Origin of the sequence: Streptomyces cylindrosporus, assembly GCF_022698165.1 — a bacterium.
In the GTDB taxonomy this organism is placed as follows: Bacteria; Actinomycetota; Actinomycetes; order Streptomycetales; family Streptomycetaceae; genus Streptomyces; species Streptomyces cylindrosporus.
Genome location: NZ_JALDAY010000019.1, coordinates 111,023 through 132,496, shown reverse-complemented (window position 1 = coordinate 132,496; position 21,474 = coordinate 111,023). Strand labels below are relative to the sequence as shown.

21 protein-coding genes and 3 pseudogenes are annotated in these 21,474 nt (G+C 71.6%); 13 read left to right on the top strand and 11 right to left on the bottom strand.

Annotation, left to right across the window (positions count from 1 at the left end):
- Positions 1–9: 9 nt before the first annotated feature.
- A complete protein-coding gene (locus MQP27_RS46095; protein WP_242777116.1) occupies positions 10–1,248 on the bottom strand; it encodes a MurT ligase domain-containing protein in 1,239 nt (412 codons plus the stop codon).
- Between the two features lie 113 nt (positions 1,249–1,361).
- On the opposite strand from MQP27_RS46095, the gene def reads away from it, so the two are divergent.
- The gene (gene def, locus MQP27_RS46090; RefSeq protein WP_242777114.1) at positions 1,362–1,904 is read left to right on the top strand and encodes a peptide deformylase; all 543 of its coding nucleotides are present in this window, start codon (positions 1,362–1,364) and stop codon (positions 1,902–1,904) included.
- Here the strand turns inward: def and MQP27_RS46085 are convergent.
- The gene (locus tag MQP27_RS46085) at positions 1,901–2,545 is read right to left on the bottom strand and encodes a TetR/AcrR family transcriptional regulator (protein ID WP_242777112.1); all 645 of its coding nucleotides are present in this window, start codon (positions 2,543–2,545) and stop codon (positions 1,901–1,903) included. The genes def and MQP27_RS46085 overlap by 4 nt on opposite strands.
- A gap of 171 nt (positions 2,546–2,716) precedes the next feature.
- Between MQP27_RS46085 and MQP27_RS46080 the strand changes: the two genes are divergently transcribed.
- Positions 2,717–3,943, top strand: coding sequence for an acyl-CoA dehydrogenase family protein (locus MQP27_RS46080; RefSeq protein ID WP_242777110.1), 1,227 nt, complete (start codon positions 2,717–2,719; stop codon positions 3,941–3,943).
- A 55-nt stretch (positions 3,944–3,998) separates the two neighbouring features.
- On the opposite strand, the gene MQP27_RS46075 is transcribed toward MQP27_RS46080, so the two are convergent.
- The 3 genes and pseudogenes from MQP27_RS46075 to MQP27_RS46065 all read right to left on the bottom strand — a co-directional run.
- Entirely contained in the window at positions 3,999–4,517 is a 519-nt protein-coding gene (locus MQP27_RS46075; protein ID WP_242777108.1) for a cupin domain-containing protein, read from the bottom strand.
- Entirely contained in the window at positions 4,511–5,725 is a 1,215-nt protein-coding gene (locus tag MQP27_RS46070; RefSeq protein ID WP_242777106.1) for a cytochrome P450, read from the bottom strand. The genes MQP27_RS46075 and MQP27_RS46070 overlap by 7 nt, the downstream gene beginning before the upstream one ends.
- Positions 5,726–5,732: 7 nt before the next feature.
- Positions 5,733–6,806, bottom strand: a pseudogene (locus MQP27_RS46065) (type III polyketide synthase); the annotation flags it as partial.
- A 177-nt stretch (positions 6,807–6,983) separates the two neighbouring features.
- On the opposite strand from MQP27_RS46065, the gene MQP27_RS46060 reads away from it, so the two are divergent.
- Positions 6,984–7,658: a thiaminase II/PqqC family protein gene (locus MQP27_RS46060; RefSeq protein WP_242777102.1), complete on the top strand. Its 675-nt coding sequence runs from the start codon at positions 6,984–6,986 to the stop codon at positions 7,656–7,658.
- On the opposite strand, the gene MQP27_RS46055 is transcribed toward MQP27_RS46060, so the two are convergent.
- The 5 genes from MQP27_RS46055 to MQP27_RS46035 all read right to left on the bottom strand — a co-directional run bounded on the left by MQP27_RS46055 (position 7,655) and on the right by MQP27_RS46035 (position 12,381).
- Complete coding sequence (locus tag MQP27_RS46055) at positions 7,655–7,891, bottom strand: DUF6213 family protein (RefSeq protein ID WP_133047630.1); 237 nt, start codon at positions 7,889–7,891, stop codon at positions 7,655–7,657. The two genes, MQP27_RS46060 and MQP27_RS46055, sit on opposite strands and share 4 nt — an antisense overlap.
- Positions 7,892–7,916: 25 nt before the next feature.
- The gene (locus MQP27_RS46050; RefSeq protein ID WP_242777100.1) at positions 7,917–9,311 is read right to left on the bottom strand and encodes an NADP-dependent succinic semialdehyde dehydrogenase; all 1,395 of its coding nucleotides are present in this window, start codon (positions 9,309–9,311) and stop codon (positions 7,917–7,919) included.
- Between the two features lie 101 nt (positions 9,312–9,412).
- Positions 9,413–9,880: an NUDIX hydrolase gene (locus MQP27_RS46045; protein ID WP_242777098.1), complete on the bottom strand. Its 468-nt coding sequence runs from the start codon at positions 9,878–9,880 to the stop codon at positions 9,413–9,415.
- Complete coding sequence (locus MQP27_RS46040) at positions 9,877–11,415, bottom strand: ATP-dependent DNA ligase (protein WP_242777096.1); 1,539 nt, start codon at positions 11,413–11,415, stop codon at positions 9,877–9,879. Before MQP27_RS46040 ends, MQP27_RS46045 begins: the two co-directional genes overlap by 4 nt.
- A gap of 48 nt (positions 11,416–11,463) precedes the next feature.
- Positions 11,464–12,381, bottom strand: coding sequence for an NAD(P)/FAD-dependent oxidoreductase (locus tag MQP27_RS46035; protein WP_242777094.1), 918 nt, complete (start codon positions 12,379–12,381; stop codon positions 11,464–11,466).
- 66 nt (positions 12,382–12,447) lie between these two features.
- Between MQP27_RS46035 and MQP27_RS46030 the strand changes: the two genes are divergently transcribed.
- From MQP27_RS46030 to MQP27_RS45985, 10 genes and pseudogenes are all read left to right on the top strand, one after another.
- Positions 12,448–13,026, top strand: coding sequence for a helix-turn-helix domain-containing protein (locus MQP27_RS46030; RefSeq protein WP_242777092.1), 579 nt, complete (start codon positions 12,448–12,450; stop codon positions 13,024–13,026).
- 21 nt (positions 13,027–13,047) lie between these two features.
- Positions 13,048–14,004 carry a GlxA family transcriptional regulator gene (locus MQP27_RS46025; protein ID WP_242777090.1) on the top strand — a complete coding sequence of 319 codons (957 nt, stop codon included), beginning with the start codon at positions 13,048–13,050 and terminating at the stop codon, positions 14,002–14,004.
- 27 nt (positions 14,005–14,031) lie between these two features.
- Positions 14,032–14,181 (top strand): annotated as a pseudogene (locus MQP27_RS46020) (Cmx/CmrA family chloramphenicol efflux MFS transporter); the annotation flags it as partial.
- A 13-nt stretch (positions 14,182–14,194) separates the two neighbouring features.
- A pseudogene (locus MQP27_RS51845) lies at positions 14,195–14,287 on the top strand (hypothetical protein); the annotation flags it as partial.
- A 163-nt stretch (positions 14,288–14,450) separates the two neighbouring features.
- Complete coding sequence (gene gap / locus MQP27_RS46010; RefSeq protein ID WP_242777088.1) at positions 14,451–15,449, top strand: type I glyceraldehyde-3-phosphate dehydrogenase; 999 nt, start codon at positions 14,451–14,453, stop codon at positions 15,447–15,449.
- A gap of 160 nt (positions 15,450–15,609) precedes the next feature.
- On the top strand, positions 15,610–16,587 hold the full coding sequence (locus tag MQP27_RS46005; RefSeq protein ID WP_242777086.1) for an NADPH:quinone oxidoreductase family protein: 978 nt from the start codon (positions 15,610–15,612) through the stop codon (positions 16,585–16,587).
- Positions 16,584–17,765 carry an acyl-CoA dehydrogenase family protein gene (locus MQP27_RS46000; protein ID WP_242777084.1) on the top strand — a complete coding sequence of 394 codons (1,182 nt, stop codon included), beginning with the start codon at positions 16,584–16,586 and terminating at the stop codon, positions 17,763–17,765. The genes MQP27_RS46005 and MQP27_RS46000 overlap by 4 nt, the downstream gene beginning before the upstream one ends.
- Positions 17,762–18,844 (top strand): acyl-CoA dehydrogenase family protein, encoded by a 1,083-nt coding sequence (locus MQP27_RS45995; protein ID WP_242777082.1) that lies wholly within the window; start codon positions 17,762–17,764, stop codon positions 18,842–18,844. Before MQP27_RS46000 ends, MQP27_RS45995 begins: the two co-directional genes overlap by 4 nt.
- Positions 18,845–19,015: 171 nt before the next feature.
- A complete protein-coding gene (locus tag MQP27_RS45990) occupies positions 19,016–19,879 on the top strand; it encodes a phosphatidylinositol-specific phospholipase C/glycerophosphodiester phosphodiesterase family protein (protein ID WP_242777080.1) in 864 nt (287 codons plus the stop codon).
- 102 nt (positions 19,880–19,981) lie between these two features.
- Positions 19,982–20,176 carry a hypothetical protein gene (locus MQP27_RS45985; protein ID WP_242777078.1) on the top strand — a complete coding sequence of 65 codons (195 nt, stop codon included), beginning with the start codon at positions 19,982–19,984 and terminating at the stop codon, positions 20,174–20,176.
- Positions 20,177–20,188: 12 nt separating this feature from the next.
- Here MQP27_RS45985 and MQP27_RS45980 read toward each other — a convergent pair whose 3' ends face one another.
- Positions 20,189–21,340, bottom strand: a complete 1,152-nt coding sequence (locus tag MQP27_RS45980; protein WP_242777076.1) for a phosphodiester glycosidase family protein — start codon at positions 21,338–21,340, stop codon at positions 20,189–20,191.
- Positions 21,341–21,474 lie beyond the last annotated feature (134 nt).

The following is a 21,474-nucleotide window of genomic DNA, read 5'->3' as shown; positions in this document are numbered from 1 at the left end:
TCCCCTGTGTCAGTTGCCGACGCGGCGGCGCAGGTCCTGGAACGCGGTGTAGTTGGCGATGACCTCGATCCGGCCGGGCGGGCTCAGCTGCACCGCCTGGTCGAGGGTCTCGCACACCTGGAAGTTCTGGTTGGCGACCTCGAGGCGCACCGCGAGGTCCAGTCTGCGGTCGCCGATGACGCAGATCGGGTGACCGGACAGGCGGGTGTAGTCGACGTCCCACAGCCAGGAGGTGTCGGTGCCGTCGGCGCCGCGCGCGTTCACCGAGAGGATCACCGGGGTGGGCGGCGGATCGATCAGGCTGAACGTTTCGAGCCAGCCCGCCGGGTTCTTCGCGAGCAGCAGGCGCAGGTCGCGCTCCTGGAAGCGCACCACGTCGTACCGGCCGGCCACGGCCTGCACCTGCCACATACGTTCGAGGGCGACCTGCGGCGGCACGCCGAAGACGGCGGCGACGGCGGCCGAGGAGGCGGCGTTGGCCTTGTTGGCGCGGCCGGGCAGCTGGAGGTGGATCGGCCAGGCCGAGCCGTGCGGGTCGAGGACGTGGTCGCCGGACAGGGCCCAGCTGGGCGTCGGACGGCGGAAGCCGCACTCGCCGCAGAACCAGTCGTCGCCGGGCCGCTGCATCACACCGCCGCAGGACGGGCAGGACCAGGCGTCGTCCTTCCACATCTGGCCGGCGGCGACCCAGATCACGTTCGGCGAGGAGGAGGCGGCCCACACGACCAGCGGGTCGTCGGCGTTGGCGATGATCACGGCCTTGGAACCGGCGAGCCCCTCGCGCCAGTTCTCCGCGAGCATGCGGGTCTCGGCGGCGCGGTCGAGCTGGTCGCGGGAGAGGTTGAGCAGCGCGATGCACTTCGGGTCGGTGTCCCGGGCCACGCCCGCGAGGTACTTCTCGTCGACCTCGATGACGCCGTACCTGGCGTCCGAACCGCCCGCGAGGGCCGAGGTGATGCCGGCCGGCATGTTGGCGCCGAGCGCGTTGGAGACGACCGGGCCCGCGGCGCGCAGGGCCTCCGCGATCAGGCGGGTGGTCGTGGTCTTGCCGTTGGTCGCCGAGACCAGGACGACGTCCAGGTGCTGGGCGAGCCGCGCCAGGAGGTCGGGGTCCAGCTTGAGCGCCACCCGGCCGCCGATCACCGAACCGCTGCCGCGCCCCGCGGCTCGCGACGCCGCTGCGACCGCCTTGCCCGCGGTCACGGCCAGCTTGGCCCGCGGCGTGAGCGGGTCCGAGTTGCCTGACATCAGTTCTCGATCCTCCTTGCGTACGCGCCGCGCCTCTGCCTGACGGCAACGTGGTGTGGACCTCAGCCTATCGAGATCTGTTCACGCTCCCGAACCGCCGTACCCTTGCGGCCATGCGAAACGGCTCCATTCCGGGCACCCGCGGGCGCGTCCGGCCCCTCACCCTGCTCGGCGACCCGGCACTGCACGCGCCCTGCGCGGAGGTCGCCGACTTCGGACCCGAACTGGTGTCGCTCGTGGAGGACTTGTTCGCGACCATGTACGCGGCGCAGGGCGTGGGGCTGGCGGCGAACCAGATCGGCGAGTCGCTGCGGGTGTTCGTCTACGACTGCCCCGACGACGAGGACGTCCGCCACCTGGGTCACATGGTGAACCCGCGACTCGTGGAGGCCGACGGAGTGGTTCTCCGGGGCCCGGAGGGCTGTCTGTCCCTGCCGGGTCTGGAGGCGGGGACGGAGCGTTACGACCATGCGGTGGTCGAGGGCTTCACGGCGGCCGGGGAGCCGGTGACGGTGCACGGGACGGGTTTCTTTGCGAGGTGTTTGCAGCACGAGTGCGACCACCTGGAGGGCAGGGTCTACGCCGACCACCTGAAAGGACTGCGCCACCGACGCCTGATGAGACAGGTGGCGCGATCCTCCTGGCACCGGGGTTAGAACCCGGGGCCGCCGATCTTGTCGCCCGCCGCCGCCAGCCGCCCCCACAGCAGGTCGGCCAGGCTGCGCACCAACTCCGCCCGGGAGCAGGGGCGTTCGCCGAGCCACCAGTCGCCCGCCGCGTGCATCATGCCGACGATGCCGTGGCCCCAGACGCGGGCCAGCTGCTGGCTCTCCGGGCCGAGGTCCAGGCGGTCCTCGATGACCTGGGCGAGTTCCTCGCCCATCCTGCGCAGCAGGGGAGCCGAGTGCTTGCCGACGTCGAAGCCCTGGTCGGCGGAGGGTCCGCCGTCCGCCGGGTGCATCAGGAAGCGGTACACCTGGGGCCGGGCCTCGATCGCCGCGAGGTAGGTGTCCAGCGTCGCCTCGACCCGCTCCCGCCGGTCCGCGGGCGCGTCGAGGGCCGCCCGCAGCGAGTTCAGCAGCGCGTCGGTGTGCCGCTTGGCCAGGGCGGCGTAGAGTCCGCTCTTGTCCCCGAAGTGCCGGTACAGGATCGGCTTGGTGATGCCGGCCTCCGCCGCGATCGCGTTCATCGAGGCCTGCGGGCCGTCGCGCAGCACCACTCTGTCCGCGGCCTCCAGCAACTCGCGCCGACGTCGGTCGGCGGACCGTTGCTGTTCGGTCCGCTGTGTGGTGTCCATGAGCTCTCCCCACCCGTGCTAATTCGGTGACGCCTGCGCAAACTAACACTCAACATGCCCTCACCATCGAACTGGCTGCCGAGGCGTCATCGGGAGTTGACTTTCCTACCGGTCAGTAACAGACTGAGGTTACCGCTAGTAACATGCAAGTGCGCCGCCGCTGGAGGGGACATGGCCGAGTTCACCATGGAGCTCAACGACGAACAGAAGGAGGTCCGCGACTGGTTGCACGGCTTCGCCGCCGACGTCATCCGCCCCGCGGCCGCCGAATGGGACGAGCGTGAGGAGACTCCCTGGCCGGTCATCCAGGAGGCCGCGAAGGTAGGCATCTACTCCCTCGACTTCTACGCCCAGCAGTACTTCGACCCCACCGGGCTCGGCATCCCGATGGCCATGGAGGAGCTGTTCTGGGGCGACGCGGGCATCGCCCTGTCGATCGTAGGCACGGGTCTGGCCGCCGTGGGCGTTCTCGCCAACGGAACCGAGGAACAGATCGGCACCTGGATCCCGCAGATGTACGGCGACGCGAACGACGTGAAGGTCGCCGCGTTCTGCTCCTCCGAGCCCGACGCCGGCTCCGACGTGGCCTCCATGCGCACGAAGGCCGTGTACGACGAGGCCAAGGACGAGTGGGTGCTCAACGGCACCAAGACCTGGGCGACCAACGGCGGCATCGCCAACGTCCACGTGGTCGTGGCCGTGGTCGACCCGGAGCTCGGCTCCAAGGGCCACGCGTCCTTCATCGTCCCGCCGAACACGCCGGGTCTGTCGCAGGGGCAGAAGTTCAAGAAGCACGGCATCCGCGCCTCGCACACCGCCGAGGTGGTCCTGGAGGACGTCCGGATCCCCGGCTCCTGCCTGCTCGGCGGCAAGGAGAAGCTGGACGAGCGGCTCGCGCGCGCCCGCGAGCGGGCCAAGCAGGGCGGCGAGCGCGTCAAGAACGCCGCGATGGCCACGTTCGAGGCGTCCCGCCCGGCCGTCGGCGCGATGGCGGTGGGCACCGCGCGGGCCGCGTACGAGGTCGCCCTCGACTACGCCAAGACCCGCTCGCAGTTCGGCCGCCCGATCATCGACAACCAGGGCGTGGCCTTCCAGCTCGCGGACATGCGTACGTCCATCGACGCGGCCCGGCTGCTGGTGTGGCGCGCCTCCTGGATGGCGATCAACGGCAAGCAGTTCACCGCCGCCGAGGGCTCCATGTCCAAGCTGTTCGCGAGCGAGACGGCGAAGAAGGTCACGGCGCAGGCGGTCCAGATACTGGGCGGCAACGGCTACACCCGGGAGTACCCGGTGGAGCGGATGCACCGTGACGCGGCCATCTACACGATCTTCGAGGGGACGAGCGAGATCCAGCGCCTGGTGATCGCTCGGACGCTTTCGGGGATGCCGATTCGGTAGTTCGGCGGCTGCGGGTGCGTGGGGGCTGGTCGCGCAGTTCCCCGCGCCCCTGAGGTCAACTGTGCTTGAGCGGCGTCAATTGCTCGATGTCGTATCTCGCCCGCAGCTCCTCGATCGCCGCGTGGTCCGGTGGGCCCCCGTTCCCCAGGATCGCGAGCAGCTCCTCGAAGTAGCGCTCGTGGTCCGGGGGCGGGGACGCCTGGAAGAACATCCTCGCCGGGGTGTCCGTCGGGTTCGCGAACGCGTGCGGGCAGCCCGGCGGTACGACGATCACCGTGCCCGGTGTCGCCCGTACCACCCTGTTGCCCGAACTCGACTCCCAGCGCTGCCAGTTGTCCGGCGTCCGCACCCTCGGCTCGAAGGCCAGGACGTCCAGCTCGCCTTCCAGGACGTAGAACAGCTCCTCGCTGCGGGTGTGGACATGGGCGCCCACGTCGAAGCCCGGCGGGACCTCCACCTCGAAGGTGGAGGCCATGCGGGAGTGGGTGCCGGTCACCTTGAAGGTCACCCGCTGGGCGGGGGTCTGCACGACCCGGCCGTGACCCGGCGGGACCAGCAGCCCGTCGCTCACCATGCGACCGGCAGGGCTTCGGGGCCGCGGATCAACGCGCCCTTCTTGAAGGGGACCTGGTCCGGTGGGACCGCGAGTCTCAGGGTCGGTACGCCGTCCAGCAGCGCGTCCACCAGGAGCTCGGACTCCAGTCTCGCCAGCATGCCGCCCGGGCAGTAGTGCGGGCCGAAGCCGAAGGAGACGTGCGGGTTGGGGGAGCGGGTGACGTCGATGGTCTCCGGGTCCGGGAAGACCTCCGGGTCGCGGTTGGCGGCCAGGTAGGAGACGTACACCGGATCGTTCCTGCGGATCAGCACGCCGCTGATCTCCACGTCCTCCGTCGCGATCCGCGAGAGGCCGACCGCGTTGCGGTGCGGGATGTAGCGCAGGAGCTCGTCGATGGCGCGGGGCCGGATCTCCGGCTCAGCGCGCAGGCGTTCGGCCAGGTCGGGGCGGGTCAGCAGCAGGTAGAACATCTGCCCGCTGTTGTTGGTGACCGCCTCGCCGCCGATCTGGAGGAGCACGGCGAGCCCGACCGCCTCCTCCAGCGTGATCTCCCCGCGGCCCACGGCGGCGCCGAGCAGGGACGTCACGTCCTCGCCGGAGCTGCCCTCGCGCAGGGCGATCAGGTCGGAGAAGTACGCGCCCATCTCGTTCTTGGCCTTCTCGCTGACCCTGGCGCCGTGCGAGGAGGACAGGATCAGCTGGGTCCAGGTGTGCATGCCGTGCCGGTCGGCCGCCGGGACGCCCATCAGCTCGCAGATCACGGCGATGGGGAACGGGCTCAGGACAGCCGCGCTCAGGTCGGCCGGCGGGCCCTCCTGGAGCATCTCGTCGACGAGTTCGTCCAGCATCCGGCGCGACCGCTCACGCACCCGCTCCACGCCCCTGGCCGTGAAGGCGGCGGCGACCGAGCGGCGCAGCCGGGTGTGGTCCGGCGGGTCGAGGAAGCCGACCGCGCCGCGCTGCGGGATGAAGTGCGGGGCGAGCCGGGTGACCGGCTGGTCCATGACCGCCTCGCGGCTGAAGCGGGGGTCGTTGGTCACCGTCCGCACGTCCTCGTAGCGGGTGACCAGCCAGGCCCAGCCCTCGCCGTTGGGCAGCCGGATGCGGGTCACGGGACCCTCGCGCATCAGCTCGGTCAGCACCGGGTCGAAGTCGACGCCGGTGAGGTCGAGGGCCGGCCAGTGCCGGACCGGGGGAAGGGTCTCGGTCAGGGTCTCTTCGCTCATGCCGTACTCATGCCGCCTCTACGTCGTCCCGGCGCCAGCGGCCCAGGGACATCTCCGCCGTGATGCCGGGACCGAACCCGGCGAGCAGCCCGCGCGCCCGGTGCTGGGCGCCGCCCTCGTCGAACAGCCGGCGCAGCGCGTCCAGGACGACGGCGCTGGCGATGTTGCCGTACTCGGTGAGCGTGGCCCGGCTGAACCGGAAGGCGTGCGGGTCGACCTGCAGGAACTTGCTGAGGTCGTCGAGTATTCGGGGCCCGCCCGCGTGGACTATGTAGAAGTCCAGGTCGGCCGCGTCCCAGCCGTGCAGTCCCGCGAGGTCCTGCAGCGCCGGGGCGAGGGGCTCCATGGTGGCCGGCACCCGCTTGTCCAGCAGGAAGTGGAATCCGGTGGCCCGGACGTCGTACATGATCCAGTCTTCCGTCTTGGGGATCAGGTACGAGCCGTTGCGCTCCAGCTCGATGCCCTCGCCGCCGCGCCCGCGCACCACGGCGGCCGCGATGCCGTCGCCGAACAGGCCGTTGCACAGCAGGGAGCCGACGCCGAGGTCGGTGGGCTGGTAGCACAGCGAGCAGAACTCGCAGGCCACGATGAGGGCGTTGGCCTCGGGGTAGGCCGAACAGAAGTCGTGCGCCCGGTTGATGGCCGCGCCGCCGGCCGCGCAGCCCAGCTGGGCGATGGGGATCTGCCGGGTGGTGGAGTCGAAGTCCATCTCGTTGATCAGCCAGGCCGTGAGCGAGGGCATCATGAAGCCCGTGCACGACACGTAGACGATCACGTCGATGTCCCTGGTGAGCAGCTCGGCGTCGTCCAGCGCCCGCTGGATCACCGCGGGCACCCGGGCCTTCGCCTCGGCCACGTAGACCTTGTTGCGCTCTTCGAAGCCGGGGTGCTTCAGGGTCTCCTCGATCGGCTGCACGATGTGCCGGGTGCGCACACCGGTGTTCTCGATCAGCCGGAGAGCGAGGGGCAGTTGGGGATGGTCGGCGTGGCGGGAGCGCGCCAGCTCCAGCGTCTCCTCCATCGTGATCACGTGCTCTGGGACGGACACCGAGGGTCTGCACAAAGTCGCCATGAACCGTGCCTGCTTTCGCCGTCCGGAAGGCTTTCGGCCCCCCGGTCAGAAGGTGGTTCACCTCTGGGGGTGGTTCACCCACGATCACCCGACGGGGCGACGATCTCGCGCCGGACTACTCCGTATCGGGGACCCCCGTGTAAAGGTCGGATCAGGAGCACCGCATCCGAACCGACGGAGGACGCGATGGCGCGCACGGCTACGGAACTGCTGCGAACGACCACCTCACAGCTGGCCCCGGACCCCCACGCCAACCCCCTGGTCCCGCTGATCGCCCGGGGCGAGGCACCGCTCGACACCCTCGCCACGCTGGCGCTGGAGCAGCGCCGGGTGATCCCGGCGGACCGCACCGCGTTCCTGCATCTGGCGCAACGCGCGGCAGGGGAGCCGGAGGCTGCGGCCTTCTTCACGATGCTCGCCGAGGGCGAGACGCTGGCGGGGGAGCGGCTGGAGCCGTTCGCGGCGGCGTGCGGCGTCGACGAGGCCCGCTTCCACGCCTACGAACCCCTCCCCGGCTGCCAGGCCTACCCCGCGTACGTCGCCTGGCTCGCCCTCAACGCGTCCCCGACGGACACGGTCCTGGCGATCACGGCCAACTTCTCGGCGTGGGGCGGCTACTGCGAGACCATCGCCCGGGCCCTGCGCACGGACTACGGCTTCAAGGACGAGTCCTGCGCGTTCTTCGACTTCTTCGCACAGCCCGCCCCCGAACTGGACGAACGGGCGACGGCGGCGGTACAGGCGGGACTGGACACGGGCACTCTCGACGAGGAAGCGGCACACGGGTACGGCCGACTGCTCCAGAGCTACGAGGCCCTGTTCTGGGAGTCGATCTTCCTGACGGGAACCGGACGTCCCTAGGGCGCACCCCCACTGCTGTGCGCGATGCACGCCACGTCGATACGGTCGGCGAGCTTCGCGAGCTCGATCGTCAGCGCGGCCACCGTGTCCTCGTCGAGCCCGCCCTCCCCGGCCTCGACAAGATGCAGCCACCGCCCGCCCACGGTCCGCAAAAGCTTGCTCACATCGGCGGCAGCCACCTGCAAGGTCCCGCGGTCGTCGACGATCAGAGGCAGAGTCACTTCGCGGTTCACAACCGGGATGTTAGCCGCGCAACACTCACGCCCCGTGCCAAACCGTCGTGATGTTGCAGAACTCCCGGATTCCGTGCCCGGACAGCTCACGCCCGTACCCGGACCGCTTGACCCCGCCGAACGGGAACGCCGGATGCGAGGCGGTCATGCCGTTGAAGAACACCCCGCCGGCCTCCAGGTCCCGTACGAACCGGTCCACCTCCGCCTCGTCCCGCGTCCACACGTTCGAACTCAGTCCGAACGGCGAGTCGTTGGCGATGAGCACCGCCTCGTCGAGCCCGGAGGCCCGGTAGAGGGTGGCCACGGGCCCGAAGGCCTCCTCGCGGTGGATGCGCATCTCGCGGGTGATCCCGGCGAGGACCGTCGGCGGGTAGTACCAGCCCGGCAGCTCCGGCCGCCGCAGCCGGTGGCCGCCGCACAGCACGGTCGCCCCGCCGCGCTTCGCGTCCTCCACCAGCTCCTCCAGGTCGTCCCGCCCCTGCTCGCTGGCGAGCGGCCCGACCTCCGTGTCCTCCTCCATCGGGTCGCCGACCTTCAGCGCCTTCATGCCCTCGACGAACCGCTCGGCGAAGCGGTCGTACACGTCCTTGTGCACGATGAACCGCTTCGCGGCGATGCAGGACTGCCCGTTGTTCTGCACGCGCGCGGTGACCGCGACCTGCGCCGCCCGGTCGATGTCGGCGGAGGGCATCACCACGTACGGGTCGCTGCCGCCGAGCTCCAGCACCGTCTTCTTGATCATCTCCCCGGACGTGGAGGCCACGGCCCGCCCGGCGGGCTCGCTGCCGGTGAGCGTGGCCGCCTTTACCCGCTCGTCGCGCAGGATGTCGTCGACCGCGCCGGACCCGATGAGCAGGGTCTGGAAGCAGCCCTCCGGGTAGCCCGCCTGGTGGAAGAGGTCCTCCAGGAACAGGGCGGTCTGCGGGACGTTCGACGCGTGCTTGAGCAGGCCCACGTTCCCGGCCATCAGCGCCGGCGCGGCGAAGCGGATCACCTGCCACAGCGGGAAGTTCCACGGCATCACGGCGAGCACCGGGCCCAGCGGCCGGTAGCGCACCCGCACCCGGGACCCGCCGGAGTCCTTGACGTCGAAGTCGGAGGGCTCCTCGTCGGCGAGGAGCTCCTCGGCGTGGTCGGCGTACCAGCGCATCGCCTTGGCGCACTTGGCGACCTCCGCGCGGGCCTGCTTGACCGGCTTGCCCATCTCGGTCGTCATCACGCGGCCGATGTCCTGCTGCATCCCGTCGAGGAGCTCGGCGGCCCGGTGCATCAGACGGGCGCGCTCGGCGAACGACGTCGTCCGGTACGTGCGGAACGTCGCCTCCGCGAGCTGGAGCCGGCGCTCCAGCTCCTCCTCGCCCATGGCCTCGTACGTCTTGAGCGTCTCGCCGTTCGCCGGGTTCACCGTCGCGATGGGCATGGCTGACCTCCTGGGGGCGGCTGTCGTGTTACGACCTTCCCGCGCACCGCGGGCGACCGCAACGCATGTACGTCTGTCTGCCGGGAGCTCCGCGGAGCCCGTCAGCCCGAGTGCTCCGCGAGCCGGTCGAGAAACGCGGCCTGCGCCTTCACGATCACGGCCCTGGCACGGTCGAGACCGAACCACTCCACCCGGTCCAGCTCGGGGAACTCCTGGACGTTCCCCGACTTCGGCGGCCACTCCATCCGGAAGGTGCCCGGGTCGATCGTCGCGGGGTCGAGGTCGGCCTCGATCGCCCACGCCGTGACCACCTTGCCGTTGGTCTGCCGGACCTCGCCCAGCTCCACCGCCTCGCCGTCCGGCGCCGGCAGCCCGAGCTCCTCCTGGAACTCGCGCCGGGCCGCGTCCCAGGCGGTCTCCTCCTCCGGCTCGTACTCGCCCTTGGGCACGCCCCACGCCCCGGCGTCCTTCTTCGCGAAGAACGGGCCGCCCATATGGCCGAGCAACACCTCCAGGCCGCCGTCGGTGTGCCGGTACAACAGCAGGCCCGCGCTGCGCTTCGCGGTCACGGCCGCACCTCCGGATGGGCGGCGAGCAGGGTCTCCACGGTGTCCGCCTCCTCGGGGCGCTTGTCCTCGCGGTAGCGGACCACGCGCGCGAAGCGCAGGGTGACGCCGGCCGGGTAGCGGGTGGAGCGCTGGAGGCCGTCGTAGGCGATCTCGACGACGAGCTCGGGACGTACGGTCACCACATAGCCGTCGGTGTCCACGGCCAGCTCCTGCAAACGCTCGGTCTGCCAGGCCAGCATCGCGTCGGTCATGCCCTTGAAGGTCTTGCCGAGCATCGCGAAACCGCCGTCGGCGGTACGGGCGCCCAGGTGGAGGTTGGAGAGCCTGCCGGTGCGGCGGCCGTGACCCCACTCGGCGGCCAGCACGACGAGGTCGAGCGTGTGGACCGGCTTGACCTTCAGCCAGGACGCGCCGCGCCGGCCCGCGCTGTAGGCGGCGTCGAGGCCCTTGACCACGACGCCCTCGTGGCCGCGGGCGAGGGTCGCGGCGAGGAACTCCTCGGCCGCGGCGATGTCCTCGGGCCCCGACACGAGGGCGCGCCGCACCCGCATCGGCTCGGGGACCAGCCGGGACAGCTCGGCGTGCCGTTCCGTGAACGGCAGGTCCAGCAGGTCGCGGCCGTCGACGGCCAGGGCGTCGAAGAACACCGGGGAGACGGGCACCTCCTTGGCGGCCGTCGCCACGTCCGTGCGGGAGCCGACACGGCCCGCGATCTCCTGGAACGAGCGAGGGCGGCCGTCCGCGTCGAACGCGATGACCTCGCCGTCCAGGATGAACCGCTCGCCCCTCAACCGCAGCGCGGCGCCGGTCAGTTCGGGCAGGCGGTCGGTGATGTCGTCGAGGGTGCGGGTGTAGAGCCGTACCGTGTCGCCGTCCCGGTGCACCTGGACGCGGATGCCGTCCAGCTTCTCCTCGACCGCGCACGCGCCGAGCTTCCCGACCGCCTCGGAGACCGAGGAGGCGGTGTGTGCGAGCATCGGCAGCACCGGGCGGCCGACGGTGAGCCGGAACCGGTCGAGGGCGGCCGGTCCGTCCGCCAGCAGGGCCTGCGCGACGGTCTGGAGCGAGCCGGCGAGCATCACCGCCCGCCGTACGTCCGCGGGCGGCGCCTCGGTGGCCTGCGCCAGCCCCTCGACCGCCACGGCGTCCAGGGCGCCCTGCCGCACCTCGCCGGTGATCAGCCCGAACAGGAAGCGCTGCTCGTCCTCCGTGGCCGCGCCCATCAACTCACCGACGAGCCGCGCCCGTTCGGCCTGCGAGCCGGCGCCGGAGACCTTGGCCAGGTCGGTGAACAGGGCGTCCACCTCGCGCACGGTGAGGGCCGGCTCGGCGGCGGGGGCGACCCGTCGGCTGAGCACCTTCCAGCCGACGCCGAGCCGGCCCTGCGGGAGGCGTCCCGCGAGATAGGGGATCACGATCGGGACGTCGTCCGGCTCGGCGTCGCGGAACAGTTCCGCGAGCAGGGCGATCTTCCGGGAGCGTGCGGAGGTGGCGGCGACCTCTTGGGACACGTGGGTTAGCCGGGCAAGCAGCATGTAGCCATAGTGCGACGCGGTTCGCCGGGTTTCACCCGGACGATGCTTTCAGGGCGTTGCGTCCAGGTCGGTCATCAGGAGCTCTCCGTTGATGAAGGCTCCTGCTCGGTAGCCGCCTGCCGCCGCGTTGACGACCTGTTCGGCGAAGCCCATGACGTTGCCCACGGCCCAGACGCCGGGGACCGTCGTCAGGCCGGTCGGGTCGACCACGGGATACGAGCCGAACGGTGTCTCCTGCATTTCCGCGCCCAGGCGCTCCAGGAGGTCCGTCTGCGGGATCGCCCGGGGTGCGGTGAACACGACCTCGCGTGCGTGCATCGAACCGTCCAGCAGGCGTACGGCGCTGAGCCGGTCCTCCTCCACCACCAGCTCCGCGACCTCGCCGGGGACCACCTTCACTCCCGCCGCCGCGAGCCTGCGCGTGTCATCGGCCGACAGCTGCTCCTCGCCGACCGTGTGCAGGAAGAGCGTCACGTCCTTCGACCACTGGGAGACCATCAGCGCCTGGTGCACGCTCATCGGAGTCGTCGCGAGGACGCCGAAGGCCCGGTCGCGAACCTCCCAGCCGTGGCAGTACGGGCAGTGCAGCACATCCCTGCCGAAGCGCTCGGCGACGCCGGGGACCGCCGGCAGTTCGTCGCGCAGGCCGGTGGCGATCACCAGGCGGCGCGCGTGTACGGTCCGGCCGCTGGCAAGGGTGACGGCAAAGCCCTCCGTCACGTCCACCACCCGGTCCTCGACCAGGTCGACGCCGTACCGTGCGATCTCCTCGCGGCCGATCGCCAGGAACTCGGCCGGTGGCATGCCGTCGCGGGAGAGATAGCCCTGCATGTGGGCGGCGGGCGCGTTGCGGGGCTCGCCGGCGTCGACGACCAGGGTGCGACGCCGGGCCCGGCCCAGGACCAGGGCCGCGGAGAGGCCCGCCGCTCCGCCGCCGATGACGATCACTTCGTAGTTCTCGGTCATGGGTGAGACGGTGGCGCACCCTTGGCCGCATTGACAAACCCGTTTGCCGAAACTGCAATGGGCTCCATGACTGACGACACGGACGAGGTGCTGGCCGAGGTCGGCCCGCGGCTGCGCCGCATCCGCAAGGAACGCGGTGCAACCCTCGCAGGGCTGTCGGCGGCGACCGGTATCTCGGTCAGCACGCTGTCCCGGCTGGAGTCGGGCCTGCGCAGACCGAGCCTGGAGCTGCTGCTGCCGATCGCGCGGGCGCACCAGGTGCCGCTGGACGAACTGGTCGGGGCGCCGCCGGTGACCGACCCCCGGGTGCGGGCCGAGCCGCTGGTCCGGCACGGGCGGACCTTCTGGCCGCTGACCCGGCAGCCCGGTGGGTTGCAGGCGTTCAAGGTGCTGGTGCCGCAGCGCGCCGAGGAGCCCGAACTGCGCACGCACGAGGGGTACGAGTGGCTGTACGTGCTCTCGGGGCGGCTGCGGGTGGTGCTCGCGGAGCACGACGTGGTGATGACCGCGGGGGAGGCGGCCGAGTTCGACACGCGGGTGCCGCACTGGTTCGGGTCGACGGGGGAGGGTCCGGCGGAGTTCCTGAGCCTGTTCGGGCCGCAGGGGGAGCGGATGCACGTACGGGCCCGGCCGAAGAAGGCCTGAGCCCCTCGTACGCTGGTCCTCGTGTCGCCCGCCCGTCTGCGCCGTGTCGCCGTCCTCGTCCTCGAAGGCGCCAAGCCGCTCGATGTCGGCATCCCGGCCCAGGTGTTCACGACCCGCGCGAGCATGCCGTACGAGGTACGGGTGTGCGGCGCCGCGGCCGGGCTGGTGACCGGCGGTGACGGGCTGGCGTACCACGTCGCCCACGGGCTCGACGCGCTGGAATGGGCGGACGTGGTGTTCGTGCCCGGCTACCGCTTTCCGGACCGGGAGGATCCGCCGCGGGCCGTCGTGGACGCGCTGATCGCCGCCCACGCGCGGGGCGCGCGGCTCGCCGCGATCTCGACCGGGGCCTTCGCTCTCGCCGCCACGGGGCTGCTGGACGGCCGGCGGGCCACGACACACTGGCACTACACACGGGCGCTCGCGGAGAAGCATCCGCTCGTCCAGGTCGACGAGAACGTCCTGTTTGTCGACGCGGGCAGCGTGCTGACCTCGGCCGGCGCCGCGTCCGGCATCGACCTGTGCCTGCACATCCTGCGCGGAGACCTCGGGGTCGCCGCCTCCAACCACGCGGCCCGGCGGCTGGTCGCGGCGCCCTATCGCAGCGGGGGCCAGGCGCAGTACGTGCCGCGCAGCGTGCCCGAGCCGCTCGGGGAACGGTTCGCCGCGACCCGCGAGTGGGCCCTGCGCCGGCTCGGCGAGCCCCTGGGCCTCGACGTCCTCGCCCGGCACGCGGCGGTGTCCCCGCGGACGTTCTCGCGGCGGTTCGTCGAGGACACCGGGTACACGCCGATGCAGTGGGTCATGCGGGCCCGCATCGACCGGGCGCGTGAACTGCTGGAGCGTTCGGAGCTGAGCATCGAGCAGATCGCGGTCGACGTGGGGCTGGGCACGGGGTCGAATCTGCGCGCGCACTTCCAGCGGATTCTCGGGACGACGCCGAGCGAGTATCGGCGGACCTTCACTCGGGGTGAGTGAGCCCCGGCGAGGCCTGCCCTGTGCAAGGGAGCTCCCACCATGGCCGGCTCGTATGCGACGGCGGCGCTCAACGTGGGCGCCGCCGTCGGCCCCGTCATCGCTGCGGCCACCCTCAGCACCGACGCCGGGGACCTCGGGCCGCTCTGGGCAAGCGGACTCCTCGTCGCGGTCGCGCTGCCGCACCCGTCCGATCGCGCACGTCGCCGCCGAGGCCGGCGTCTCCCGCGCCTGCCTGTCCGAGCGGAAGAACCGGTACGACACGCACGGCGAAGCCGGACTGCAGGACCGCCCGAGCGTCCGGCGATCCTCACCGACCCAGACCCCACCCGATGTCGTCGGGCGGTCCGGTATCTGGCGCGATCCTTGCGAACCATGGCGCCCACGCCACGGCCACCCCCGCCCTCCACACGCGAGCCTGGTGGTGACGAACCGAAGGGACACCATTCATGACTCGCATCGCCGTCAACGGATTCGGCCGCATCGGCCGCAACGTGCTGCGCGCCCTGCTCGAACGCGACAGCGAGATCGAGGTCGTCGCCGTGAACGACCTCACCGAGCCCGCCACCCTCGCCCGCCTCCTCGCCTTCGACTCCACGGCCGGCCGGCTGGGCCGCCCGGTGACCGTCGACGGCGACACCCTGGTCGTCGACGGGCGGCGCATCAAGGTGCTCGCCGAGCGTGAGCCGGCGCAGCTGCCGTGGGCCGAGCTGGGCGTCGACATCGTGCTGGAGTCGACCGGCCGCTTCACCTCCGCCAAGGCGGCCCGCGCCCACCTCGACGCGGGCGCGCGCAAGGTGCTCGTCAGCGCGCCCTCGGACGGCGCCGACGTCACCCTCGCGTACGGCGTCAACACCGAGGCGTTCGACCCCGAGCTGCACACGATCGTCTCGAACGCGTCCTGCACGACCAACGCGCTCGCCCCGCTCGCCGCCGTACTCGACGAACTCGCGGGCATCGAGCACGGGTTCATGACCACCGTGCACGCCTACACGCAGGAGCAGAACCTCCAGGACGGCCCGCACCGCGACGCCCGCCGCGCCCGTGCCGCCGGCGTCAACATCGTGCCGACGACGACGGGTGCCGCGAAGGCCATCGGGCTCGTACTGCCGGGCCTGGACGGCAAGTTGTCCGGCGACTCGATCCGGGTGCCGGTCCCGGTCGGCTCGATCGTCGAGCTGAACACCACGGTCGCCCGTGACGTGACCCGCGAGGACGTGCTGGCCGCCTACCGCACCGCCGCCGAGGGGAAGCTGGCCGGCGTCCTGGAGTACTCCGAGGACCCGCTGGTGTCGTCCGACATCACCGGCAACCCCGCCTCGTCGATCTTCGACTCGGCCCTCACCCGCGTCGACGGCCGCCACGTCAAGGTGGTCGCCTGGTACGACAACGAGTGGGGCTTCTCCAACCGTGTGATCGACACGCTGGAGCTTCTCGCCGCCGGCTGATCCAGGTGGCGAAGGGCGGGCGTCGGATCCGGTCCGGCGCCCGCCCAGGTGTTTCCCGATGGGCAAGCGACCGCTTAGTATGCGTTGGACCCCGGTACGACCCCTGGTACGACCCCGGTCATGACTCCGGTACGACAACGCAGTCCCGTGGAGGCACCGCATGCAGGCATGGCAAGTGCACGAGAACGGCGAGCCGAGCGAGGTGATGCGGCTCCAGGAGGTGGAGACGCCCACGCCCGGCGAGGGCCAGGTGCTGCTGAAGGTGCGTGCCGCGAACATCAACTTCCCGGACGTGCTGATGGCCCGGGGCCAGTACCAGGTGCGCCCGCCGCTGCCGTTCACGCCCGGCGTGGAGATCTGCGGCGAGACCGAGGACGGGCGCCGGGTCATCGCGAACCCCGCGCTGCCGTACGGCGGCTTCGCGGAGTACGCCGTCGCGGACGCCGCCGCTCTGCTGCCCGCGCCGGACTCGCTGGACGACGCCGAGACCGCCGCCCTCCACATCGGCTACCAGACGGGCTGGTTCGGCCTGCACCGCCGGGCCCGCCTGGAGGCCGGGGAGACGCTGCTCGTCCACGCTGCCGCGGGAGGGGTCGGCAGCGCGGCCGTGCAGCTCGGCAAGGCGGCCGGGGCCAGGGTCATCGGTGTCGTCGGCGGCGCCGACAAGGCCGCCGTGGCCCGGGAGCTGGGCTGCGACGTCGTCGTCGACCGCAAGAGCGAGGACGTCGTCGGCGCGGTCAAGGAGGCCACCGGCGGCCGGGGCGCCGACGTGATCTACGACCCGGTGGGCGGCGAGGCCTACACCCAGTCCACCAAGGTCGTCGCCTTCGAGGGCCGGATCGTGGTCGTCGGCTTCGCTAGCGGCGTCATCCCCAGCCCGGGCCTCAACCACGCCCTGGTCAAGAACTACTCGATCCAGGGCCTGCACTGGGGCCTGTACGCCACCAAGAACCCCAAGCTGATCGCGCACTGCCACGAGCAGCTCACCGAGCTGGCCGCGCGCGGCGCCATCAGGCCGCTGGTCAGCGAGCGCGTCCCGCTGGACGGTGCCGCTGCCGCCGTGCAACGGGTGGCCGACGGCGTCACCACCGGCCGGGTCGTCGTCCTGCCGTCCCTCGCGAACGGAGCCGCCGCATGACCGACGCAGCCGAACTCAAGCGCCGCACCGCCGAGTTGCTGGCCGCGTATCCGCCCGCCACCACCGACCGGCTCGACTTCCTGCGGGCCCGCTTCGACGCGGGGCTCGCCTGGGTGCACTACCCCGAGGGCCTCGGCGGACTGGGTGCGCCCCGCTCCCTCCAGGCCGTCGTGGACGCCGAGCTGGAGGCGGCGGGCGCGCCCGACAACGACCCGCGGCGCATCGGCATCGGCCTCGGCATGGCCGCGCCGACGATCCTCAAGTACGGCACGGACGAGCAGAAGCAGCGCTTCCTGCGGCCGCTGTGGACCGGCGAGGAGGTCTGGTGCCAGCTCTTCAGCGAGCCCGGCGCCGGCTCCGACCTGGCCGCGCTCGGCACCCGGGCGGTCCGTGAGGGCGAGGACTGGGTGGTCAACGGGCAGAAGGTGTGGACCTCCAGCGCCCATCTCGCCCGCTGGGCCATCCTCATCGCCCGCACCGACCCGGACGTGCCCAAGCACGCGGGCATCACCTACTTCCTGTGCGACATGACCGACCCCGGTATCGAGGTCCGCCCGCTGCGGCAGATCACCGGCGAGGCCGAGTTCAACGAGGTCTTCATCACCGACGTCCGCATCCCCGACTCCCGCCGCCTCGGCGAGATCGGCGACGGCTGGCGGGTCGCCCAGACCACGCTCAACAACGAGCGCGTCGCCATCGGCGGCATGCGGCTGCCCCGCGAGGGCGGCATGATCGCCCCGGCCGCGAAGACCTGGCGCGAACGCCCCGAACTGCGCACCCACGACCTGCACCAGCGGCTGCTCAAGCTGTGGGTCGACTCCGAGGTCTCCCGCCTCACCGCCGAGCGCCTGCGCCAGCAGCTGGTCGCCGGCCAGCCCGGCCCCGAGGGCGCCGGCATGAAGCTCGCCTTCGCCCGCCTCAACCAGGAGATCAGCGGCCTGGAGGTGGAACTCCGCGGCGAGGAGGGCCTGTTGTACGACGACTGGACCATGCGCCGCCCGGAACTGGTGGACTTCACCGGCCGCGACGCCGGCTACCGCTACCTCCGCTCCAAGGGCAACAGCATCGAGGGCGGGACCACGGAGATCCTGCTGAACATCGTCGCCGAGCGCGTCCTGGGCCTGCCCGCAGAGCCGCGCACCGACAAGGACGTCGCATGGAAGGACCTCGCCCGATGAGCACACAGCCCGACCTGCTGTACTCGGAGGAGGAAGAGGCGCTGCGGTCCGCCGTACGGGACCTCCTCGCCGACCACTGCGACGCGCCCGGCGTCATCGCCCGCACCGAGTCCGACGCCCCGCACGACCTCGCGGCCTGGAAGGCCCTCGCCGACGGCATGGGCCTGGCCGGTCTGCTGGTGCCCGAGGACAAGGGCGGCCAGGGTGCCACCCACCGCGAAGTCGCCGTGGTCCTGGAGGAGTTGGGCCGTGCGGTCGCCCCCGTGCCCTACCTCACGAGCGCCGTCGTCGCCACCGAGGCACTGCTCGCCACCGACGCCGACGACCTGCTCGCCGAGCTGGCCTCCGGGCGGAGGATCGGCGCCCTCGCCGTCGCCCTGAACATCGCCCCGGGCGGCGCCTACAAGGTCGTACGCCATGAAGACGGCGCCCTGCACGGGGAGTTGACCGCCGTCGCGGACGCGGCCGTCGCCGATGTGCTGCTCGTCCCCGCGGACGACGGCGGGCTCTACGCCGTGGACGCGGCCGACGCGACTCTCGTCCCGCAGGTGTCCCTGGACCTGACCCGGCCGCTGGCGACCGTACGGCTGGACGGCGCCCCCGGCCGGCTGCTCGGCGACGCCGAACCCGCCGTACGACGGGCTCTGCGGTCCGCGGCCGGGCTGCTCGCCTCGGAGCAACTCGGGCTCGCCGACTGGGCGTTGACCGAGACCGTGCGCTACCTCAAGGAGCGCAAGCAGTTCAACCGGCCCGTCGGCGGCTTCCAGGCGCTCAAGCACCGGCTGGCCCAGCTGTGGCTGGAGGTCGTCAACCTCCGGGCCGCCGCCCGCAACGCGGCCGACGCGCTCGCCACCGGTGAGGATGTGGAGCTGTCGGTGGCCGTCGCGCAGGCCTACGCGGCGCCCGTCGCCGTCCACGCGGCCGAAGAAGCCCTCCAGTTGCACGCCGGTATCGGCATGACCTGGGAGCACCCGATCCACCTCTACCTCAAGCGGGCCAAGGCCGACTCGATCGCCTACGGCACCGCGGGCGCCCACCGCGCCGCGGTGGCCGAACTCGTCGACCTGCAAGCCCCCTGACGTTCACCCGATGAAGCCCGCCCCACCTGGGGCGGGCTTTTTCGTGCGCCCGCGCCGAAGGAGTGAACGAGCGACGGCAGTCCGGCCAACTCCTGGCATGTACAGGTTCATCGGTGCTTGTCCGGCCTCATACTCCCTGTGGTTCCGACCCGCCCCACAGGGAGGCAGCGCATGTCGATCGTCACCCGCCGCAGAGCCCTCACCACCCTCGGCGCAGCCGCCGCGGTCGTGCTCGCCCCGCCCGCGGGCAGCGCCTTCGCGAGCGAACAGAAGCACCGGCCCCGCCCGTTGTGGCGCGCCCACGCCCACAACGACTACGAGCATCCCCGCCCGCTCTTCGACGCCCTCGACCACCGCTTCGGCAGCGTCGAGGCCGACATCTTCCTCGTCGGCGACCAGCTCCTCATCGGCCACACGGTCGACGACCTCGACCCGACCCGCACCCTGGAGTCCCTCTACCTCGACCCGCTGTCCCGGATTGTCAAGGCCAACCACGGCTCCGTGTACCGGGGTTACCGGCGTCCGTTGCAGCTGCTGATCGACATCAAGACCGAGGGCTCGTCCACCTACCTGGAGCTGGACCGCCATCTCCAGCGCTACAAGCACCTGTTCACGACCTACGTCCACGGCCGGGTGCACCCGGGCGCCGTCACCAACGTGATCTCCGGCGACCGTGCCGCCCGTGTCCCGATGGAGGCGCAGACCGTGCGGCGCGCCTTCTACGACGGCCGGCTCACCGACCTCGGCTCCTCGGCGCCCGCCTCCTTCATCCCGCTGATCAGCGACAACTGGCAGCTGAACTTCACCTGGCTGGGCGAGGGCGCCTTCCCCGACGCCGAGCGGCAGAAGCTGCGCGCCATCATCGGCGAGGCGCACAAGCGGGGGCAGCAGGTGCGCTTCTGGAACACCCCCGACCTGGCAGGACCGGCCCGCGACGCGCTGTGGACCGAGCTGCTCGCCGCGGACGTGGACTACTTCAACACCGACGACCTGGCAGGCCTGGAGGCGTTCCTGGACGCCCACAAGGCGGCGTAGAACCACACGTTCGGGGGACAGGTCAGCGACCCGAAGCACCCCTCCGCTACGCCACACTTGCGGCCGAACGCCGCGAAACGGGCGTGGCGGAGGAGGTTGACGATGGCGATTTCCATCTCTGTGGTGCTGCTGCTCCTGATCCTGGCGGTGATCTTCATGCGCAACGGCGGGCTCAAGGTCTCGCACGCCCTGGTGTGCGCCCTGCTCGGCTTCTTCATGGCCGGCACGAGCATGGCGCCCACCATCCACAGCGGCCTCACGGCGACCGCCGACATCGTCAGCAGTCTGCATCCATGAGGCCGGCCGCGGTCAGGACGTGACGAACACCCCGATGCCGTTCGGCACGGGGCGTTCCGCGTCGCCCGACGGGTGGTTGCGCACGGTCACGGTGCTCGTGCCGGGCGCTCGGGCGACCAGCGTGGTGGAGCCGCCGCCGTCCAGGCTGAAGGCGTCCGTCGAGCCCAACGCCTTCATCTCGGCGGCGACTTCGGCGATCGTCAGCCCGGTGCGGTAGGCGGGCGCACCGTCCAGCGCGAACAGCAGCAGCCGCTTCCCGCCGTCCGCGATGCCGACGGCCGTCCGCACGGCCGCGGTGTTGTTGTCCAGCCCGGCCAGCGGCTGACCGCCCCTCAATACCGGGTAGCCGCCGAGCGCGAAGCGGTACGGGATCCCGGACCTGGCCGCCACGAGCCGCTGCGACACCTTCACCGGCTCGCCCTTGACGAACTTCCGCAGCTTCTGTGCGCCCGCCTCCCGGCCGACGAGGACGGTGGTCCCGGCCGCGATCGCGCCCTTGCCCGGAGTGGCGGACGTCGACACCACCCGGCCGCCGCGGACCGTCACCTCGTACGTGTCCGTACTGCACGGCGCGGCCCGGTCGGTGTCCGTGCCGCAGGTGGCGCGGACCCGGGAGACGCTGCCCCAGTCCGAGGTGAACGCGCCGACCGAGCCCACCGGCAGCGCGTACTGGTTGAACCCGCCCAGCGGCAGCCGCCCGACCGGCGTGCGCACCGAGCCGGTCAGGGCCAGGCTGTCGAGCCGGGCCCTGCGGTCGGTGCCGACGCCGAGCACGTCCTTGGTGGTCGTGCCGGGCGGCAGCGACGGACCGAAGCGCTGCCCGTCGGGCACGGCCCCCTTCAGCGCGCGCCCGCTCGCGATCGCCGGCCCGTCCGTGGAGCCGGTGGCCTCGACGCCCGGGTGCTGGGTCTCGGTGATGTTGAAGAAGTCACCGTTGATGCCCGCGACGGCGCCCTGCGCGGTCGCCAGCTTGGAGACCGCGGCCCGGGCGGCCACCGCGCCCGGATACAGCAGGTCGAGGCGTACGTGCGTATTGCGCAGGTCGACGGTGAGCAGATGGGCGTGGGTCGGACCCTTCGCGCCCTGTATGTCGAACTGCTGGTAGGTCACGCCCGCCGCGACCGTGGTGGCCATGGGTACGCCGCCGGCCGGTGCCGCCCCCACCAGGGCCGCACCGGCCAGCGCGCCGAATGCCGTGACGAACGAGAGTACGGTTCTGCCGGATCTACCGGATCTGCCGGGTGCGAAACGCTTCTGACGCCGCGTCACAGTCCCCCCTGAGGTCTCGTCAACTGTCC

Excerpts from the sequence above, each read along its gene's own strand:
- MQP27_RS46095 (WP_242777116.1), bottom strand. The coding sequence starts at position 1,248 with ATGTCAGGCAACTCGGACCCGCTCACGCCGCGGGCCAAGCTGGCCGTG.
- def (WP_242777114.1), top strand. The coding sequence starts at position 1,362 with ATGCGAAACGGCTCCATTCCGGGCACCCGCGGGCGCGTCCGGCCCCTC.
- MQP27_RS46085 (WP_242777112.1), bottom strand. The coding sequence starts at position 2,545 with ATGGACACCACACAGCGGACCGAACAGCAACGGTCCGCCGACCGACGT.
- MQP27_RS46080 (WP_242777110.1), top strand. The coding sequence starts at position 2,717 with ATGGCCGAGTTCACCATGGAGCTCAACGACGAACAGAAGGAGGTCCGC.
- MQP27_RS46075 (WP_242777108.1), bottom strand. The coding sequence starts at position 4,517 with ATGGTGAGCGACGGGCTGCTGGTCCCGCCGGGTCACGGCCGGGTCGTG.
- MQP27_RS46070 (WP_242777106.1), bottom strand. The coding sequence starts at position 5,725 with ATGAGCGAAGAGACCCTGACCGAGACCCTTCCCCCGGTCCGGCACTGG.
- MQP27_RS46060 (WP_242777102.1), top strand. The coding sequence starts at position 6,984 with ATGGCGCGCACGGCTACGGAACTGCTGCGAACGACCACCTCACAGCTG.
- MQP27_RS46050 (WP_242777100.1), bottom strand. The coding sequence starts at position 9,311 with ATGCCCATCGCGACGGTGAACCCGGCGAACGGCGAGACGCTCAAGACG.
- MQP27_RS46040 (WP_242777096.1), bottom strand. The coding sequence starts at position 11,415 with ATGCTGCTTGCCCGGCTAACCCACGTGTCCCAAGAGGTCGCCGCCACC.
- MQP27_RS46035 (WP_242777094.1), bottom strand. The coding sequence starts at position 12,381 with ATGACCGAGAACTACGAAGTGATCGTCATCGGCGGCGGAGCGGCGGGC.
- MQP27_RS46030 (WP_242777092.1), top strand. The coding sequence starts at position 12,448 with ATGACTGACGACACGGACGAGGTGCTGGCCGAGGTCGGCCCGCGGCTG.
- gap (WP_242777088.1), top strand. The coding sequence starts at position 14,451 with ATGACTCGCATCGCCGTCAACGGATTCGGCCGCATCGGCCGCAACGTG.
- MQP27_RS46005 (WP_242777086.1), top strand. The coding sequence starts at position 15,610 with ATGCAGGCATGGCAAGTGCACGAGAACGGCGAGCCGAGCGAGGTGATG.
- MQP27_RS46000 (WP_242777084.1), top strand. The coding sequence starts at position 16,584 with ATGACCGACGCAGCCGAACTCAAGCGCCGCACCGCCGAGTTGCTGGCC.
- MQP27_RS45995 (WP_242777082.1), top strand. The coding sequence starts at position 17,762 with ATGAGCACACAGCCCGACCTGCTGTACTCGGAGGAGGAAGAGGCGCTG.
- MQP27_RS45990 (WP_242777080.1), top strand. The coding sequence starts at position 19,016 with ATGTCGATCGTCACCCGCCGCAGAGCCCTCACCACCCTCGGCGCAGCC.
- MQP27_RS45985 (WP_242777078.1), top strand. The coding sequence starts at position 19,982 with ATGGCGATTTCCATCTCTGTGGTGCTGCTGCTCCTGATCCTGGCGGTG.